This window comes from uncultured Endozoicomonas sp., from assembly GCF_947495845.1.
Lineage (GTDB): Bacteria > Pseudomonadota > Gammaproteobacteria > Pseudomonadales > Endozoicomonadaceae > Endozoicomonas.
In genome coordinates this window covers 25,463-42,728 of the sequence record NZ_CANMAO010000009.1, presented here as the reverse complement: position 1 = coordinate 42,728, position 17,266 = coordinate 25,463, and the positions used below count along the sequence as shown (strand labels likewise).

12 protein-coding genes are annotated in these 17,266 nt (G+C 48.5%); 6 read left to right on the top strand and 6 right to left on the bottom strand.

Translation table 11 applies throughout. From position 1 onward, the window contains the following. Positions 1 to 76 precede the first annotated feature (76 nt). Positions 77 to 1,405 (bottom strand): TolC family outer membrane protein, encoded by a 1,329-nt coding sequence (locus tag Q1B11_RS08540; RefSeq protein ID WP_299730658.1) that lies wholly within the window; start codon positions 1,403 to 1,405, stop codon positions 77 to 79. 256 nt (positions 1,406 to 1,661) lie between these two features. On the opposite strand from Q1B11_RS08540, the gene pilG reads away from it, so the two are divergent. The 6 genes from pilG to Q1B11_RS08510 all read left to right on the top strand — a co-directional run bounded on the left by pilG (position 1,662) and on the right by Q1B11_RS08510 (position 12,189). Beyond that, on the top strand, positions 1,662 to 2,060 hold the full coding sequence (gene pilG / locus Q1B11_RS08535; RefSeq protein ID WP_067515666.1) for a twitching motility response regulator PilG: 399 nt from the start codon (positions 1,662 to 1,664) through the stop codon (positions 2,058 to 2,060). 104 nt (positions 2,061 to 2,164) lie between these two features. Then, positions 2,165 to 2,539, top strand: coding sequence for a twitching motility response regulator PilH (gene pilH, locus Q1B11_RS08530; RefSeq protein ID WP_067515667.1), 375 nt, complete (start codon positions 2,165 to 2,167; stop codon positions 2,537 to 2,539). 92 nt (positions 2,540 to 2,631) lie between these two features. Beyond that, the gene (locus Q1B11_RS08525) at positions 2,632 to 3,204 is read left to right on the top strand and encodes a chemotaxis protein CheW (protein ID WP_299730645.1); all 573 of its coding nucleotides are present in this window, start codon (positions 2,632 to 2,634) and stop codon (positions 3,202 to 3,204) included. Between the two features lie 40 nt (positions 3,205 to 3,244). After that, positions 3,245 to 5,314, top strand: a complete 2,070-nt coding sequence (locus tag Q1B11_RS08520; protein WP_366139446.1) for a methyl-accepting chemotaxis protein — start codon at positions 3,245 to 3,247, stop codon at positions 5,312 to 5,314. A gap of 88 nt (positions 5,315 to 5,402) precedes the next feature. Continuing rightward, positions 5,403 to 11,687: an Hpt domain-containing protein gene (locus Q1B11_RS08515; protein ID WP_299730642.1), complete on the top strand. Its 6,285-nt coding sequence runs from the start codon at positions 5,403 to 5,405 to the stop codon at positions 11,685 to 11,687. Positions 11,688 to 11,730: 43 nt separating this feature from the next. Beyond that, positions 11,731 to 12,189, top strand: coding sequence for a chemotaxis protein CheW (locus Q1B11_RS08510; RefSeq protein ID WP_299730639.1), 459 nt, complete (start codon positions 11,731 to 11,733; stop codon positions 12,187 to 12,189). A gap of 38 nt (positions 12,190 to 12,227) precedes the next feature. Here the strand turns inward: Q1B11_RS08510 and Q1B11_RS08505 are convergent, their stop codons facing one another. From Q1B11_RS08505 to metK, 5 genes are all read right to left on the bottom strand, one after another. Beyond that, complete coding sequence (locus tag Q1B11_RS08505; protein WP_299730636.1) at positions 12,228 to 12,953, bottom strand: 16S rRNA (uracil(1498)-N(3))-methyltransferase; 726 nt, start codon at positions 12,951 to 12,953, stop codon at positions 12,228 to 12,230. Positions 12,954 to 12,972: 19 nt separating this feature from the next. After that, on the bottom strand, positions 12,973 to 13,554 hold the full coding sequence (locus Q1B11_RS08500) for a hypothetical protein (RefSeq protein WP_299730633.1): 582 nt from the start codon (positions 13,552 to 13,554) through the stop codon (positions 12,973 to 12,975). A 43-nt stretch (positions 13,555 to 13,597) separates the two neighbouring features. Beyond that, positions 13,598 to 14,458, bottom strand: a complete 861-nt coding sequence (gene metF, locus Q1B11_RS08495) for a methylenetetrahydrofolate reductase [NAD(P)H] (protein ID WP_299730630.1) — start codon at positions 14,456 to 14,458, stop codon at positions 13,598 to 13,600. A gap of 58 nt (positions 14,459 to 14,516) precedes the next feature. Beyond that, positions 14,517 to 15,929, bottom strand: a complete 1,413-nt coding sequence (gene ahcY, locus Q1B11_RS08490; RefSeq protein ID WP_299730627.1) for an adenosylhomocysteinase — start codon at positions 15,927 to 15,929, stop codon at positions 14,517 to 14,519. Between the two features lie 162 nt (positions 15,930 to 16,091). Beyond that, positions 16,092 to 17,255, bottom strand: a complete 1,164-nt coding sequence (metK, locus tag Q1B11_RS08485) for a methionine adenosyltransferase (RefSeq protein ID WP_299730624.1) — start codon at positions 17,253 to 17,255, stop codon at positions 16,092 to 16,094. Positions 17,256 to 17,266 lie beyond the last annotated feature (11 nt).

The following is a 17,266-nucleotide window of genomic DNA, read 5'->3' as shown; positions in this document are numbered from 1 at the left end:
ATAGACGAAATTAAAAAGTCATGAGCTGAGCAACTGACAACATACAAAAACTCTATTACTCAGCTCAGCCCCAAGACTATTCGCCGCCAACCTGCCAACTCTCAGGAAGCACAAACCCCATGCTATCCAGCAATGAACCCATAGAGGCCAAAATCCGATAGCGAGCCTGAGTCTCCTGATAAATAGCCGATATCAGGCTATTACTTGACTGAAAAAGTTCATTCTCACTGTCCAGCAAATCCAGCAGAGTACGCTTACCAATATTAAACTGTCCTTTGTAAGCGATAACCGTTTCCCGGCTCGCCTTTTCATGGGCTAACAAATATACCCGCTGTTCGCCGGCAAACTTGTAAGCAGCCCACGCAATACGAACGCGCTCTTCAAGATCTCGCATGACCCGGTCTTTCTGGGAATGGCGTTCTTCCACCTGATAGGCACTTTCCATTAACCGGGCTTTATCACCACCACCACTGAATAAATTGTACCGAAACCGCAGCATCACTTGAGTATCGACGTTCGAACCTGGTTGGCCATCGGCGTCTTTTTTCCAGCTCTTATCAAGCTCTATATTCAATGAGGGTAAATAGGCGCTCTTCCGTGATTCGAACGCATGCTCAAATGAACCGATATCTGAGTCAGCTGCTTTTAAACTGGGGTTGCCTTGGCCGCTTTGTTGGATTACCGCGTCAATATCGTCAGGTATTTCTAAGTGCTCAAAACTTGGAAAAGCCAGTTCAGCGGGGCTATGTCCAACGAGCGAACGGTATTCACTTTCCGCATCCGATAAATTGTTATAGGCATTAATCAAGTTGGCATTAGCTCTTGCAAGGCGACCTTCAACCTGAATTAAATCTGAGTTTCTTGCTACGCCCTGTTTGGCGCGCTGCTCAATCTGAGCATAAATCTCGTTATGAATGTCCAGATTATCTTTCGCCAGCTCAACCAGCTCACGCTGCTCCATCACTCTCAAGTACACCGAGGTAATCTTCAGCGAAATCTCTTCAAGGGTTGACACCAAACGCCACTGCTCAGCTTCCGTACTTTTTTTGGCACCGGCAACACGATTTTTGGTATTAAACCCGGCAAAAAGACTTTGCTTTATGGAGATCGCTGCCTCCTGTTTCGTGAACTTAATACCATCCACTTCATCATTCTGACTTTCATCTGATAGATCTTTCCGCTGTTTACCGTACCCTGCAGATATATCCAACGATGGGAAATAATCAGCTCTGGCAGCACCAATGGTTTTCTCTTCAGCTCTGAGACGGTTAACGGCTACTTTAACCTCCGGGTGGGATAACAGCGCTTTGGTTAGCACTTCCTCCAATGCTTCCGCAGAAGCCTGTGAGTTCCAGAGTATCAAGCCTAAAGCAAGGCTACACACCAAAAAGGGAAAGCGGCTCATAAGGTTCCCTGTATCATTCCTGACAAAATTTATTATGAAATTACATCGCCACCGAGGCGCAGGACTTTAAGTAATACTCAAAATCGACCTTTCCTGAGTGCGTGACTTCTAGTCAGCACCCGCCCACTTGTGATAAAAATGCAGAACTAACGATCTGGATTGATGGTACTTAAATAACAAACTGAGAACGGATCGAGAAAATCAAAAAGCGACAGTAAAAAGTTTTGGTGCTTGTGTGGGGCATCGGGGGCAAAACATGCAAGGCAGCGAAAAAGACCTCAAGGTCATGATTATTGATGACAGCAAGACAATACGTCGTACTGCTGAAACTCTGTTAAGCAAGGCGGGCTGTGCGGTAGTGACAGCAACCGACGGTTTTGATGCTCTGGCAAAAATTGCCGAGTCTGAGCCGGATATCATTTTTGTTGATATTATGATGCCTCGTCTGGACGGTTATCAGACTTGTGCATTGATCAAGAACAACAGTGCCTACCAACGAATTCCTGTTATCATGCTCTCCAGCAAGGATGGTCTGTTTGACCGAGCTCGTGGTCGAATCTCTGGGTCTGATTATTATTTAACCAAACCTTTCAGTCGTGATGAACTGTTTGGTACGATTCGAGACCACTGCCCAGATTACGCTCTGGCGGTATAACATCGAATAAAGAGTGGGCAGCATTAGCCTACATACGTTTTAACGATTCATTTGCCTGATGATGGCCTTCCAACAATAAAAGGCTGTTTTTACTAGGGGGACTTATGGCGAAAATTCTGATTGTCGACGACTCACCGACTGAACTGTATCAGCTGAGCGCCATGCTGGAAAAACATGGTCATACCGTTCTGACTGCTGATAACGGCGCTGATGGTGTGGCTTTGTGCCGCGAAGAACAGCCTGATGCTGTACTGATGGACATCGTCATGCCAGGCCTTAATGGTTTCCAGGCAACTCGCCAACTGTCAAAAGATGCTTCTACAGGCCACATCCCGGTCATCATCGTGACCACCAAAGATCAGGAAACTGATCGTGTTTGGGGAATGCGTCAAGGCGCCAAGAACTATCTAACCAAGCCCATTAAGGAAAATATCCTTCTGGAAACCCTCAACGAAGTGCTGAGTGACGTTGCTGCCTGATAAAGCAGAGTCTGGTTTTTTGTTGAACTTCCTATTGAAGATAACCTTTCTGTTGTGATCCAGTAGGGGTTAACCAGAAATAAAGGAATAGAATGAGCAGCTCCACTCATCCATTCGACTATCTGGAAGCACTGGAACAATGTGCTTCCCTGTATGCTGCACCCATGCCTGCTGAACAGTCTGAGCTCAGTTACTGGCAGGGCATCTCGTTTTTGCTGCACAAGCAACAATACGTCGTGCAATTGGGCAGTGTTACTGAAATCCTTCTGGTTCCCCAGACAACACCATTACCGGGCGTTCATGGCTGGGTCAAAGGCATTGCTAACGTCAGAGGACGTTTGATCCCGATCATCAGTCTGACTGATTTTTTGAGCAATGATGACAGCTTGCTAAATATTGAAACGCAACGGCAGGCCAAACCAGAAGCCAGTAACCGAATCCTGGTTATCGAGAAAAAAGACATGTCCGTTGGTCTGATTGTTGATGAAGTTCAGGGAATGATGCAGTTTTCAGCCAACACCTTCTCGGATGAAATACCCTCATCGCTACCGACCAGTGTTCACCCCTACACCCGGGGTTCATACCAGAAAGATCACCACTACGTTGTATTCAGTATTGAAGGGCTCATGACCAGTGAGCGTTTTCTCAAGGCAGCCAGCGAATAAACAGGATTTTGATTTCAGATTAGAAATCGGGGAATAAAGCATGAAAGGCAATCCAGCGAACAGGGGACAGGGAAGCAAGGCGAACAGAGGCACCATTGTATCGATTACAATGCTGGTTCTGTCCCTGTCGGTCATGACAGGCGCGTTTTTCTACAATGACCAGCAGTCTCAGCTGCTCCTGACCCACGCAACCAGTGCGGGCGAGCTCCGGGTACTTTCTCAGCAGATTGCAAAGAACGCTTCGGAAGCGGCTTCTGGTAAAGAAGAAGCGTTCCCCCTGCTGAAAGACGCTACCAACATGTTTGGCCAGTACATCGGCGAGTTGAATAATGCAAAGCTTTCTGCCCTGCCTTTCGTAGAAACCTCTGACTCTGAAGCTGCCCGACAGATCAACGCCCTGAACAGTTCCTGGATGGAGATGCAATCTGAGGCGCAGAACATTCTGACAGCACAAGACACAGTACTGTCTCTCCACGACGTAGCGAACACCTTGGGTGAAACCATCCCACAGCTACAGATTGAATACGATGAGATCGTAGAAATCCTGCTGGAAAATGGCGCTCCATCTGATCAGATCTCCATGGCGCAAAGACAGCCATGGCTGGCAGAACGTATTATTCGAAGCGTTGCCAAGGTACTGGAAGGTGGTGAAGATTCCATCATGGCAGCAGACAGCTTCGGCCGTGACGCCAAGCTGTTTGGTCGGGTACTGGACGGTATGATCGAAGGTAACGTCGCCATGCGTATCAGTCAGGTGACAGATAACGAAGCGATCGACCGCTTGCTGGAAATTGCCGACCTGTTCGAATTCGTTGACGGTAGTGTGGACGAAATTCTGGAAACCTCTCCAGAACTGTTCCAGGTACGTGCCGCATCCGACACCATCTTTACCGACTCCCTGGAACTGCTGGAGCAAACTTCCGCTCTGGCTGAAACTCTGTCCGTTTCTACTGTAGAACAAAGAACACTGGAAATGATCATCCTCTTGTCTGGTGGTCTTTCCTTGCTGTTTGTACTCTCCACTGCCATGTCCATCATTATGGACACCCGTCGTCGTCTGGAAGAAACCAAAGCCCAGAGTGACGCAACGGAAGCACAGAACAGCGCAAACCAGAAAGCGATCCTGCGATTGCTGGACGAAATGGCCGACCTGGCAGACGGTGACTTGACCGTGAAAGCCGAGGTAACCGAAGACTTTACCGGCGCCATCGCTGACTCTATTAACTTCTCCATCGAGCAGCTGCGAGCTCTGGTTAACACCATCAACCAAACAGCTGTACAGGTAGACGCCGCCGCTCAGGAAACACAGGCAACCGCCCGTTTGCTGGCACAAGCATCTGACCATCAGGCCCAGGAAATCGGTTCGACCACACAATCTGTAAACGAAATGGCGGAATCCATCGACCGGGTATCCGGCGAAGCCTCCGACTCTGCAGATGTAGCAGAACGTTCGGTACAGATCGCTGCCAATGGTGGTTTGGTCGTACGTAACACCATTGATGGTATGACCACCATCCGTGAGCAGATTCAGGATACTTCGAAGCGTCTGAAGCGCCTTGGTGAATCTTCTCAGGAAATCGGTGACATCATCTCCCTGATCAACGAGATCGCGGACCAAACCAACATCCTGTCTCTAAACGCGGCCATTCAGGCTTCCATGGCTGGTGAAGCAGGACGAGGCTTCGCCGTGGTAGCGGATGAGGTACAGCGTCTTGCGGAACGGGTTTCTGCCGCGACCAAACAGGTAGAAGGACTGGTATCTGCGATCCAGACAGATACCCACGAAGCCGTTATCTCTATGGAACACACCACTTCTGAAGTGGTACAAGGTGCACGACTGGCACAGGATGCGGGTGTTGCTCTGGAAGAAATCGAGACAGTATCCAACAGCCTTGCAGGCCTGATCCGGAACATCTCCGAAACGGCAAAAATTCAGTCTCAATCTGCTTCTCAGATTTCTTCCCGCATGGTGGCAATCCGGGATATCTCGGTTCAAACATCGACTGGTACCAAGGCTGCGGCGCAATCCGTAGGTCAGCTGGCAGACATGGCGGTGACCATGCGTCAGTCCGTCGCCGGCTTCAAACTGCCTGAAACCACGGATGCCTGATCTTCAGGATCGGAGCTGTAAGAAACTGAACGCATGAACTTAAGCATGATGCCCGCCATTCAGGGGTGTTTGATTACGGGGGCCTGGCATGGTCGAACAGCGTGAATATTTAGGTCTGGACTGGGTTATCAGTGAAATTGACACAACCCTCACTGAAGCCCGTCAGGATCTTGAGACCTATGCCGAAGCCATGGAGGATCAATCCTCCCTTGCCGGCTGTCGTGCAAAAATCCAGCAGGTTCACAGCACACTTAAAGTGCTGAAACAGCAAAGTGCTCGCCTGTTAACCAGTGAAATATTATTGCTACTGGAAAACCTGCAGGAGAGCTCTGCCGAATCAAAGCCTGCCGGACAAAAGTCTGACGAGAACAGTCAAGACAAGATGGTCACGTTGATTCAGGCCATGTTACAACTGCCTGATTATCTGGTTCAGATTTCAAGAACCGGAAGGGACAACCCAAGGCTGTTTCAAAAACTCTTAAGTGACATGCGACAGCTTCGAGGTGAATCTGCACTATCCGATCTGGACTTTTTTTCACCGACGATTGTCATCGCCAATGAGCCTATTGCTGATGAACAATTGGCAAAGATTCAGGCAGGCGGCTTTACCCCGCTGGTGCGTAAAATGCGCCAGAAATACCAGCTGTCGCTGGCCGGTGTTTTAAGAGGCAGCCAGCAAGAGCAGCAGCTGGTGATCATTGGTAAAATTTTTGCCAAGATGCAAAACCTTTGCTGGGACTCCCCATTGTCTCCACTGTGGGATGCAGCGACCGGGCTTGCAGAAGGCCTGCGGGAAGGTGCAATTGCTGCCGATAATCATGCCATTTCCATTCTGCGCAAAATGGATAATGAGCTGAAACTCCTGACTGGTGACGACATTCGTCGTATTAACACCACTCCAGACGAAGAGCTTCTTCGTCATATCCTATACCGTGTGGGTAAAGCAGAAAGCAACAACGCATTACTGCTCTCACTGAAGCATCGCTATGGTTTGGATAAAGCGCTGGAACAAAATCAGGCTGATGAAAAACTGACGAACTTCCAGGCAACGGCACCTGTCGTCAGCGCCATTAAAGAAGAACTTGCTAACGTCAAAGACGCTTTAGACCTGTACATTCTCAACCCTGAGACCAACAGAGAGCGGCTTCAAGAACACATGCCGGTGTGCCAGCAGATTACTGATACTCTTCGTATGCTTGGCCTCGATAAACTACAAAGCACCATGCAAAAAGAGTCAGAAAGCCTGCATCTGATTCTGACCACTGAACAGCCAAACCCTGCCGAAATTAATAATTCGCTGATTGATATTGCCGCTCGTTTACTGGAAGTTGAAACCGGACTCAATCAGTTCATGAGTTATCGCCCCACCGTTACGGGCGATGGTTCAGAATCTTCGCAGATGAGTGATATTCATCAAACGGTTATTCATGAAGCCCGCGAAACCCTTGAGCAGGCAAAGGGCACGTTAGTTGATTATCTGGGTAGCAATGAAAACAAGGAGTTTCTGACTAAATTGATCCCGATGCTCAAGAGCATTCAGGGCAGCCTGGCCATTATTCCATTACCACGTGTTGCTGACTTGATGGGGCGGTGCTCCAATTACATTAAAAATCAATGGTTAGAAATCACCGCTAAGCCAGAGCTTGATGAACTTGAAGCATTGGCTGATGCTCTGTCCAGTGTTGAGTATTATCTGGAACAGTTGACTACCGGTGTATCCAACTTCACTGAGAAGACTCTGGATATCACTCAGCAAAGTATCGAAAAGCTGGAAGCCAGAACACCTGCACCATCCATTCCAGAAAATAAACCAGCACCAACAACAAAACCGGTTGGCGAAAAGGTGAACCCTTTTGCCAGCCACCTGCTCAGCGATGAAGAAAAGAAAGAACAACAAGCTGCACAGCCTACCGATACAAACGACCATGTTCTGGAGTTCAATTACGAAAAGCCTGTAACTAAGGAGCAGGTACAGGTCGTTGAAAGCAGCCAGAGCGACGATGGTTATAACCTATCCATCGATTTCAGCCCAACCATCTCTAGCGCTACGCCTGAGCCAGAAAAGGTTGAAGCGCAGAACACAGTAGATGACGCTAACCTTTCTATCGATTTCAAACTAGATAGTGCAAAGGCTGAGACAGCTGAACAAACCTTAGAAGAAACCAAAGAAAACGACGAAGCCCTGTTCACTGACTTCGCTTCCGACGATTTAACCTTCGAGATTGAAACATCAGAATCGGCTCAAAACAGTCCTGAACCCATTCTGGATGACCAAATTCTATCCCTCGACGATATGGAGTTTGATGAGTCTGAGTTCGAAGCCGATCCTATCGGACCAGAAATCGAAGCCTCACTGGCGCTGAGCGATAATGTTCTGGATTTCACTCTGGATGACGAAGAAGATCTGGGTGAAATCTTTGTAGAAGAAGCGACCGAAGTTCAGGAGCTTCTGACCGAGCAATACGCCATCTGGCGTAAAGACCGTGATGATGTACGCAGCCGGACTGAAGTTCGTCGTGCCTTCCACACCTTAAAAGGCAGTGGACGTATGATAGGCGCTGAAGTTATTGGAGAACTCGGCTGGTCTATCGAAAGCATGCTGAATCAGTTGATCGATGGAAAGATCAATATCTCTGATGGCATGATCCAGCTGATAGACGACGTCATTGTCATGCTGCCAGAACTGGTTCAGGACTTCGCTTCTCAAAACCAACAACTGACGCCGGAAGTTCTGGTCTGCATGGAGAAAGCAGATGCCCTTGCCAAAGGCCTGAGTTTTGTTGTCGAGCAGGAAGAACCTGAAAGTGATGCACAAGATGACCCTGCAGTCCTCTTTGGTGAAGTAGTACCTGCAGTTGAAGGCATTAGTATCGCCGAAGAGATTCAACCAGGTTCGAATGAAGGCACTAACGAAGAGTCTGACGAAGAGTATGACCAACAGCTTCTGGAGATTTTTGACAACGAAGCCAGAAGTCATCTGGCCGTTGTCAAAGATTTCATCGAGCGGTTTTATCAACTGGGTGACAGCATCCAGATAAGCGACACCGTTCAACGCGCACTGCATACGCTGAAAGGCAGTGCTTACATGGCAGATATCACCCCTCTGGCAGACCTGATTGCTGCCATTGAGAGAACGGTGAAAGAGTTCCGGGCACACCTGGTGCCAGCAGACAGTCAGATTATCAGTATGCTGGAACAGGGCATTGATCTGATTGAAGACGCTTTAGTCCAACTCCATGGCGGCGCCAAACCGGTTGAACTGAAGGTTGATAATTACCTTAATTGGATTGCGGCTCTCCATAGCCAGTTGCTTAGTAACAGCCTGCAGGATGACTCGTCTCACGACGCACCTGCAACGATTGTCACTCAGCAGGGACAACAGGCATCATTATTCTTATCTAACGACCTTGACCTTCTATTGGACGCCAACACGTTCCTGAAAGGCTGGGTAAATGGCATTCCGAAGGAAGAGCTCGAGAGGTTCAAGTTTGAGCTTCGGGTTCTCACTGCAAATGCCACCGAAGCCAGTCTTGCTACGATGGCTGAACTCTGCGACGTGCTTCTTGACGTCTGCACCTACCTTGAAACCCGAGAGTCTTCTCTTCCAGAACTGCTGCTAATGCCATTTATGGATGGTTTTGAGGCACTGGTGGAGATGATGAATCAGGTGGCTTCTCAGCAAACGCCTGAGTCACCACAAGCAGTCTTTGCCGATTTACGAAAAGCTCTGGCCCTGTTGCTGAATGAACAGCAGGCATTACAATCCATTGAAGCCTCTCCCGCTCCAGTTGAACCGGTGATACCGGATATCGTTATTGAAGAATTGGACGACAGCGCTGTTGAAGAAATTGTTATTACAGCGCCTGCCAATAATAAACCAACAGAAATCACACCTAAGCCTTCACCCGCGACGCCTGCTACAGCCACAGCTCAACTGGATGAATATGAGCTGGAGTTGCGCCAGAACTTTATTGAAGAAGCCTTTGAGCTTCTCGAAGATTCTGCCCAGGCATTGGAGGTCTGGCTTGATGCACCGGACGATTTACACCCGGTACATGAACTTCAGCGTAGCCTGCACACCCTGAAAGGTGGTGCGCGTATGGCAGAACTCTATGAGCTTGGAGATCTCTGCCACGCACTGGAAGATATTTATGAAGTGATCACCACGGGTCGGTGTACCTCTGATCGTGCACCACTGGCACTGATTCAGAAAACACACGACACCATTGAGTCATCACTGAAAAACCTCAGCACCGGTATGGCGCTACCAAGCACTGCCAACATGCTGGAAGAGCTGCAATCATGGAAACAGCGTTTGATCTCCGGAGATACCGCTCCTGAGGTTGAGGTACTGCCGGATTATCTCGCATCACCTGAATCGGTTCAGAGCCTGGCCAGTGCCATCACACCGGCGCAGTTCGCTGAAGTAGCAGAAAGAGCTGAGATAACGCCAGTACAAATTTCGACAGAAACGGCTAACCCTTTGGAGCCCGTTTCCACCATTAAGGTTGCCACTCAAAACACTCCTGCATCGGAAGGCGTTGCACTTCAGACAGCACCCAGCGAGATGATTCGTGTTCCATCTGATCTGCTGGAAACACTGATCAATCTGGCCGGTGAGTCCAGCATCAGCCGCTCTCGCATTGAGCAGCAAACGGCTGACACTGCCCGAACACTGGACGAAATGAATCGAACCATTCTTCGTGTGCGGGAACAGTTGAAACGTCTGGATATTGAAACACAAACCCAGATTATGTCCCGTCACCAGGGAGACCTTGGTGAAAATCCAGACTTTGATCCGCTGGAAATGGATCAGTACTCAGAGCTTTCACAGCTTTCCCACGCTCTGGTCGAGTCGGCATCTGACCTGGTGGATTTGCGCGAAGCGATGCAAGAAAAAACCAAAGACATGGAAGGCCTGCTGGCACAGCAATCCAGGACTCAGATCGAGCTTCAGGAAAAACTGATGAAAGCCCGGATGGTTTCCTTCAGTCGCCTGGTACCAAGACTCCGCAAAATCGTCAGACAAGTGTCTGATGAACTGGGTAAACCTGTTGAGCTGATGGTTGGTAATGCCGAAGGTGAGATGGACAGAACTATGCTCGAGCGTGTGCTTGCACCACTTGAGCACATGCTGAGAAACGCCATCGGTCACGGTATTGAAAACGCTATCGAAGATCGTCAGCGCCTTGGCAAACCGGATATTGGACAAATTTCTATCTCCATTCGTCGCGATGGCTCCGATGTGGTCATCGAACTGTCTGACGATGGTCGTGGTATTGATGTTGAAGCCGTCAAAGCAAAAGCAATTGAGCAGGGCTTGATCAGTAAAAGTGCTCAACTGTCTGACCAGGAAGCGCTTGAATTGATTATGCGTTCTGGCTTCAGCACCGCCAGTAGCATTACCCATATTTCTGGGCGTGGTGTGGGTCTGGACGTAGTAAACAGTTCTGTTCGGCAGCTGGGCGGCAGCATTCAGGTGAAATCAGAAACCGGCGAAGGTACTCACTTTTCTCTGCGCCTGCCTTTTACTCTTTCCATCAACCGTGCGCTGATGGTGGAAGTCGGCGGTAGTTTATATGCACTGCCTATGCATGCCATTGATGGTATCTCTATGATGTCATCGGATATCCTGACCGACTGCTACCACAACAATTCACCATTGGTTTATGGTAATGGTACTGAGCACAAACTGATTTATATGGGCGCTCTGCTGGGCACCAGTATTCCTAAGATCAGTGAAGGCCAATGCCCGGTGGTTCTGGTTCAACGTGGTAACGATAATGTTGCCGTACACGTCGATGCGATTATTGGTAGCCGTGAAATTATCACCAAAAGTCTGGGTCTTCAGTTTTCTGGCCTGGCGGGTGTGAACGGTGCCACCATTCTGGGTGATGGTCGAGTAGTGGTGATTCTCGACCCGGCGGCACTCTATCGCAGACGTCTGCTGTCGCATATTAAAGCTACGATTAAAGACGAAGCTGAAAAGAGTGAGAAAGTCGCGAAAGTACTGATCGTAGACGACTCCGTAACTGTGCGAAAAGTGACTAGCCGTCTACTGACCCGCCAAGGCTATGAAGTGTCATCTGCCCGGGATGGTGTTGAAGCTCTGGCCATGCTGGCTGAGCAGAAGCCGGATATCATGCTGCTTGATATTGAAATGCCGAGAATGGATGGCTTTGAGGTCGCCAGCTCCGTGCGTAATGACCCTGAGCTGAATGATCTGCCAATTATCATGATCACGTCACGAACCGGTGAGAAACACCGAACTCGAGCCATGAGCCTTGGTGTCAACGAGTATATTGGTAAACCTTTCCAGGAAGGCCCATTGCTCAAAGCTATTAAAACCCTGATTATGACTGAAACAGCTTAAGCCAAGCGACTAAGAGAATAGTGCTATGCCAGGAATTCATCACATGACATCGGTGCTGCTGCCCATCCAGCAGCGACCTTTGCTGATACCGGCAGTCTGCCTGGCGGGTAATACTGACTACACCAGGCCAGAGGACAACTATCCTGAACTGGATTGGTTGCTGGGTGACATTCGCTGGCGTGGTGAAAAAGTGCCTGTCATCTCATTTGAGCGAATGAATAAAGGCCGGTTTACGGAGTTCTCAGCCACCAACCGGATTGCCATTATTAATCGTACGACAAAGGGCAGTAATTACGGTTTCTATGGATTGGTGGTTCAGGGGATTCCACAGCCCCTTACCATCGTTAAAGAAGAGTTACGAAACTCGGCTGAAGAAGCGGGCCCAATGGAGCAACATCGAGTTATTCTCAAGGATATCCCCGCCTCTATTCCAAACCTGACACTGCTTGAACAAGCGCTTGAGCAGGCGGTTTCTGCTCGAAATACTGCCGAAGTCGTCTAGGTCTGGCAGCTCCGATTAAAAGGGAGTCACGCTCCCTTTTAATAATCTCCCCACAAATATTGCATCAAAGAGATCGCGACCACTGGTGCTGTTTCAGTTCGTAATACTCGTGGACCAAGAGCTAGCGGATTAAATTGCTTTTGCTCAGCCATGACAATCTCGTCTACCGTCAAACCTCCTTCAGGACCAATCAACAGAGAAACTGATTCTGGTGCTTCGTAGCCACTTAACTGTTCTTTTGTCCGGTGGTGCAGAACAAAATTAAGATTCGTCTTTCTTGTGGATAACCACTCCTCAAGCTTCACCGGTGGATGAATCACTGGAATAATGTTGCGCCCGCACTGCTCACAGGCACTGATGGCAATCTGCTGCCAATGCTTAACTCTTTTATCCAAGCGTTCCGCATTCAATTTTACTTCACACCGCTCACTCCACAAAGGCGTGATTGATGTAACACCCGCCTCTGTGGCTTTTTGGATAGCATAATCCATCCGTTCACCACGGCTTAAGGTCTGACCAAGCTCAATGGTAAGAGGAGATTGAGCATCGCCTTCAATAAGGTTATCTAAATAAACGGTCACTGACTTTTTACTAACGCTTTCCACCTTTCCCTGCCACGCACCGCCCTGTCCATTAAACAAAACCAGAGGTTCATCCACTTTCATACGAAGCACACGCCCAACATGATTGGCCGCACTTTCAGCGAGTTCAACCGAGCTGTTTGCCTGAAGAGGCTGATCAGAAAAAATTCGAGGGTTTCTCATAAGTAGAATGAAAATAACATCAGAAAATAATGCTTATTTTACTCAAAGATTCAGCACCGACACGAGGAAGTTTCACATGGAAGTAATCATACAGATTGTAATATGAGAAATAGCGGTAGAACTCCTGTTCATCGATCGCATCAATAATTTGATAACCCTCTTCAACTTGCAGCACATTAATAAAGTGCCCCTTCGTTGAACCATCACCTAAGATGTATTGGAAATTGACAATTGCGTGCTCATACAAATTCAATTCAAGAAGTATTTGTTCACACTGGAAAATAATATCTATTTGTGAGCCGGTAAAGCACTCAAACCGGAATGATTTTTCACCCATATAAGCATCATCCAGCTTTCCGTAGACGTCACGTTCACATAATGGGTCAAGAGCTTTGGAATCGTGAGACCGTATAGGATTGCACCCCCTGCCTGAAAGGCAGTCATAAACTCGCATCGCCACAAAGCCACAATTAGACTTGCATTCAGTCTGATTAATTGTGGCCAGCACTTGAAAATTATTTACCGGAGTGCTTTTTACTTCTCTGAGCGTATGTAAACAGAAATTAACTCCTGAGGCGATATTACTGCAAATTTGATTCATGACTACCTTTGGCAACAAACTTAAGAATTGTTTACCTTATAGTCTATTTTGAACCAATCTGCAGGTTGTTACATATTGCCTCACAAGATGCAGACTGATTCAGCGTATAGAAGTGCAACGCTGGCGCACCGCCTTCAATTAGCCTTTCGCACAGTCGGCTAATTACCTCTTCACCAAACTTTTTGATGCTGCCGACATCATCTCCATAGGCTTCTAGCTGCTTGCGAACCCATCTCGGCATCTCGGCACCACAGGCATCGGAGAAGCGAGCCAACCGACTGTAGTTGGTGATCGGCATAATGCCCGGCACAATCGGCACATCAATACCCATGGCTCTGACACGCTCAACAAAATAGAAATAGCTATCAGGATTGAAAAAATACTGGGTGATTGCCGAATCGGCACCGGCATTCACTTTGCGCTGAAAGTTTTCCAGATCTGTTTCAAAGTTAGGCGCTTGTGGATGCGACTCTGGATAGGCGGCAACTTCAATATGAAAATGATCGCCAGTTTCTTCACGAATAAACTCAACCAGCTCATTAGCATATCGCAACTCACCAATGTCACGCCCCATACCCGAGGGTAAGTCACCTCTCAGGGCGACAATACGAGTAATATCTTTACTGCGGTAAAAGTTCAGAAGCTCCCTAAGCTGCTCCCGGGAATCGCCAACGCAGGAAAGGTGTGGTGCGGTAGCAATATTGGTTTTGCTCTGAGTGGTGAGTACTGTATCAAGAGTACGATCTTTTGTAGAACCGCCAGCACCATAGGTGACTGAGAAGAATTCCGGCTGGTACGCCGCAAGATTCAGAGCGTGCTGCGCAAGTTTCTGAGCGCCTTCTTCCGTTTTAGTAGGAAAGAATTCAAAACTGATCGGGATTTTTTTACTTGTTGTTGCAGACATGATGAATACCGTAGGGTAAAGCGACTGATACATCTAACAGCATCAGTCGCATACTGACTTAATACTTGTAGTCGTCGCTTTTGAACGGACCCTCAACAGGCACATTAATATAGCCCGCCTGCTCATTGGTCAGCTTGGTGATCACGCCACCAAAGCCTTCGACCATGTAAGCCGCCACTTCTTCATCAAGCTTTTTCGGCAAGACGGTCACTGACAGGTTAGCCGCTTTCTGATCTGCAGGCAGGTCGGCAAACTTGCTTTCAAACAGATGAATCTGTGCCAATACCTGGTTAGCAAATGAACCATCCATAATACGCGACGGATGGCCGGTAGCATTGCCAAGGTTGACCAAACGGCCTTCGGACAAAAGAATCAGATGATCGTTAGACGACTCATCACGCAGGATTTTATGCACCTGCGGTTTGATTTCTTCCCAGCGCCAGTGATCACGCATGAACTGAGTATCGATTTCAGTATCAAAGTGGCCAATGTTGCACACCACACAGCCATTTTTGAGACTTTGAAGCATGTTGCGGTCACAAACGTGAACGTTACCGGTGGTGGTTACCAACAGGTCTGTGGTGCCAAGGAGTGCCTTATCAATAGAAGCCAGTGTTCCATCATTAACACCATCGAGGTAAGGAGACACAACTTCATAACCATCCATACAGGCCTGCATGGCACAGATAGGATCCACTTCTGTCACCTTAACGATCATGCCTTCCTGACGAAGCGAAGCGGCAGAACCTTTACCCACATCACCATAACCAACCACCAGTGCTTTCTTACCAGAGAGCAGGTGGTCTGTGCCGCGCTTGATGGCGTCATTCAGGGAATGGCGGCAACCGTATTTATTGTCGTTCTTGCTCTTGGTGACCGCATCGTTAACGTTGATTGCTGGTACCTTCAACGTACCTTTTTCCAGCATTTCCAGCAGGCGATGCACGCCGGTGGTGGTTTCTTCAGAAATACCGTGGATGGCATCCAGCATTTCAGGGTATTTGTCATGGAGCAGCAGAGTTAGATCGCCACCGTCGTCCAGAATCATATTGGCATCCCATGGGTTGCCTTTACCATCGAGAATGGTTTGCTCAATGCACCACCAGAACTCTTCGTCAGTTTCACCTTTCCAGGCAAAAACAGGAATACCTGCCGCTGCAATAGCCGCCGCCGCATGGTCTTGAGTAGAGAAGATATTACAGGAAGACCAGCGAACATCGGCACCCAGTTCAATCAGGGTTTCGATCAGTACCGCTGTCTGGATAGTCATATGGATGCAACCCATGATCTTTGCATTCTTAAGGGGCTGCTGATCACGGTATTTGGCGCGAATGGCCATCAGAGCAGGCATTTCACCTTCGGCAATCTGTATTTCGCGGCGCCCCCACTCAGCCAGGGAAATATCGGCCACACGGTAATCCGTTACCTCGGTAGCAGTTGAAATGGCAGCCGTATCAGGGTTAGCACTCATTTTTTATATCCCGCTCTGCGTATTATCCGAATATAACGAAGTCTAGCAGTGGGCAACATCTATATCAATATATTTTGATATAGATTTCGAGTGATCATGTAAAGTGCTAAAGGAGGGAGCTTGCAGAAAGAAAAAGGGCAGCCATTTAGCTGCCCGATATGATTACAGACCTGCTGCCTTGCGAAGCTGGTCAGCTTTATCAGTGTTCTCCCATGTAAACTCAGCTTCTTCACGGCCAAAGTGACCATAAGCGGCTGTTGCCTGATAAATTGGACGCTTAAGATCCAGCATCTTCACCAGCCCACCAGCACGCAGATCAAAGTATTCACGAACCAGTTCTACAATTCGATCGTCAGATACTTTGCCGGTTCCGAAGGTGTTGATGGAAATGGAAGTAGGTTCGGAAACACCAATGGCGTAGGAAACCTGAATTTCACAACGATCAGCCAAGCCTGCAGCAACAATATTCTTAGCCACATAACGACCCGCGTAAGCAGCTGAGCGATCAACCTTGGACGGATCTTTACCAGAGAAGGCACCACCGCCGTGACGAGCCATACCGCCGTAGGTATCAACAATGATTTTACGGCCGGTCAGACCACAGTCGCCTACCGGGCCACCGATCACGAAAATACCGGTTGGGTTAATGTGGTATTTGGTGTCTGCGTGGAGCCAGCCTTCCGGGAAAACAGGCTTGATGATCTGTTCCAGCACTTCACGGCGAATCTCTTCAAGAGACACATCAGGAGAATGCTGAGTAGACAGCACCACAGCATCAACACTTTGCACTTTGCCGTTTTCATCGTAGCGCATAGTGACCTGACTTTTTGCATCAGGACGCAACCATGGCAGCGTGCCATCCTTACGTAACTGAGCCTGACGTTTCACCAGCTCGTGAGCGTAGTAGATTGGCGCAGGCATCAGCACAGGCGTTTCGTTGGTTGCGTAACCAAACATCAAGCCCTGGTCACCGGCACCTTGATCGTGATCGTCACGCTCATCAACACCAACAGCGATGTCTGGAGATTGCTTACCAATGGCATTCAGCACTGCAACGCAATCGCCATCAAAACCCAGATCACCGTGGTTGTAACCGATATCGGTCACTACCTTGCGAACCAGTTCTTCAATATCAACGTATGTGTTGGTTCTTACTTCACCCGCAACCACGACCATGCCGGTTTTTACCATGGTTTCCACCGCGACACGGGCATCTGGATCGTCTTTCAACATCGCATCCAGAATGGCATCAGAAATCTGATCAGCAATTTTATCTGGGTGCCCTTCGGAAACAGATTCAGAAGTAAATAGTGAATACTCAGACATAGTCGTAGAAC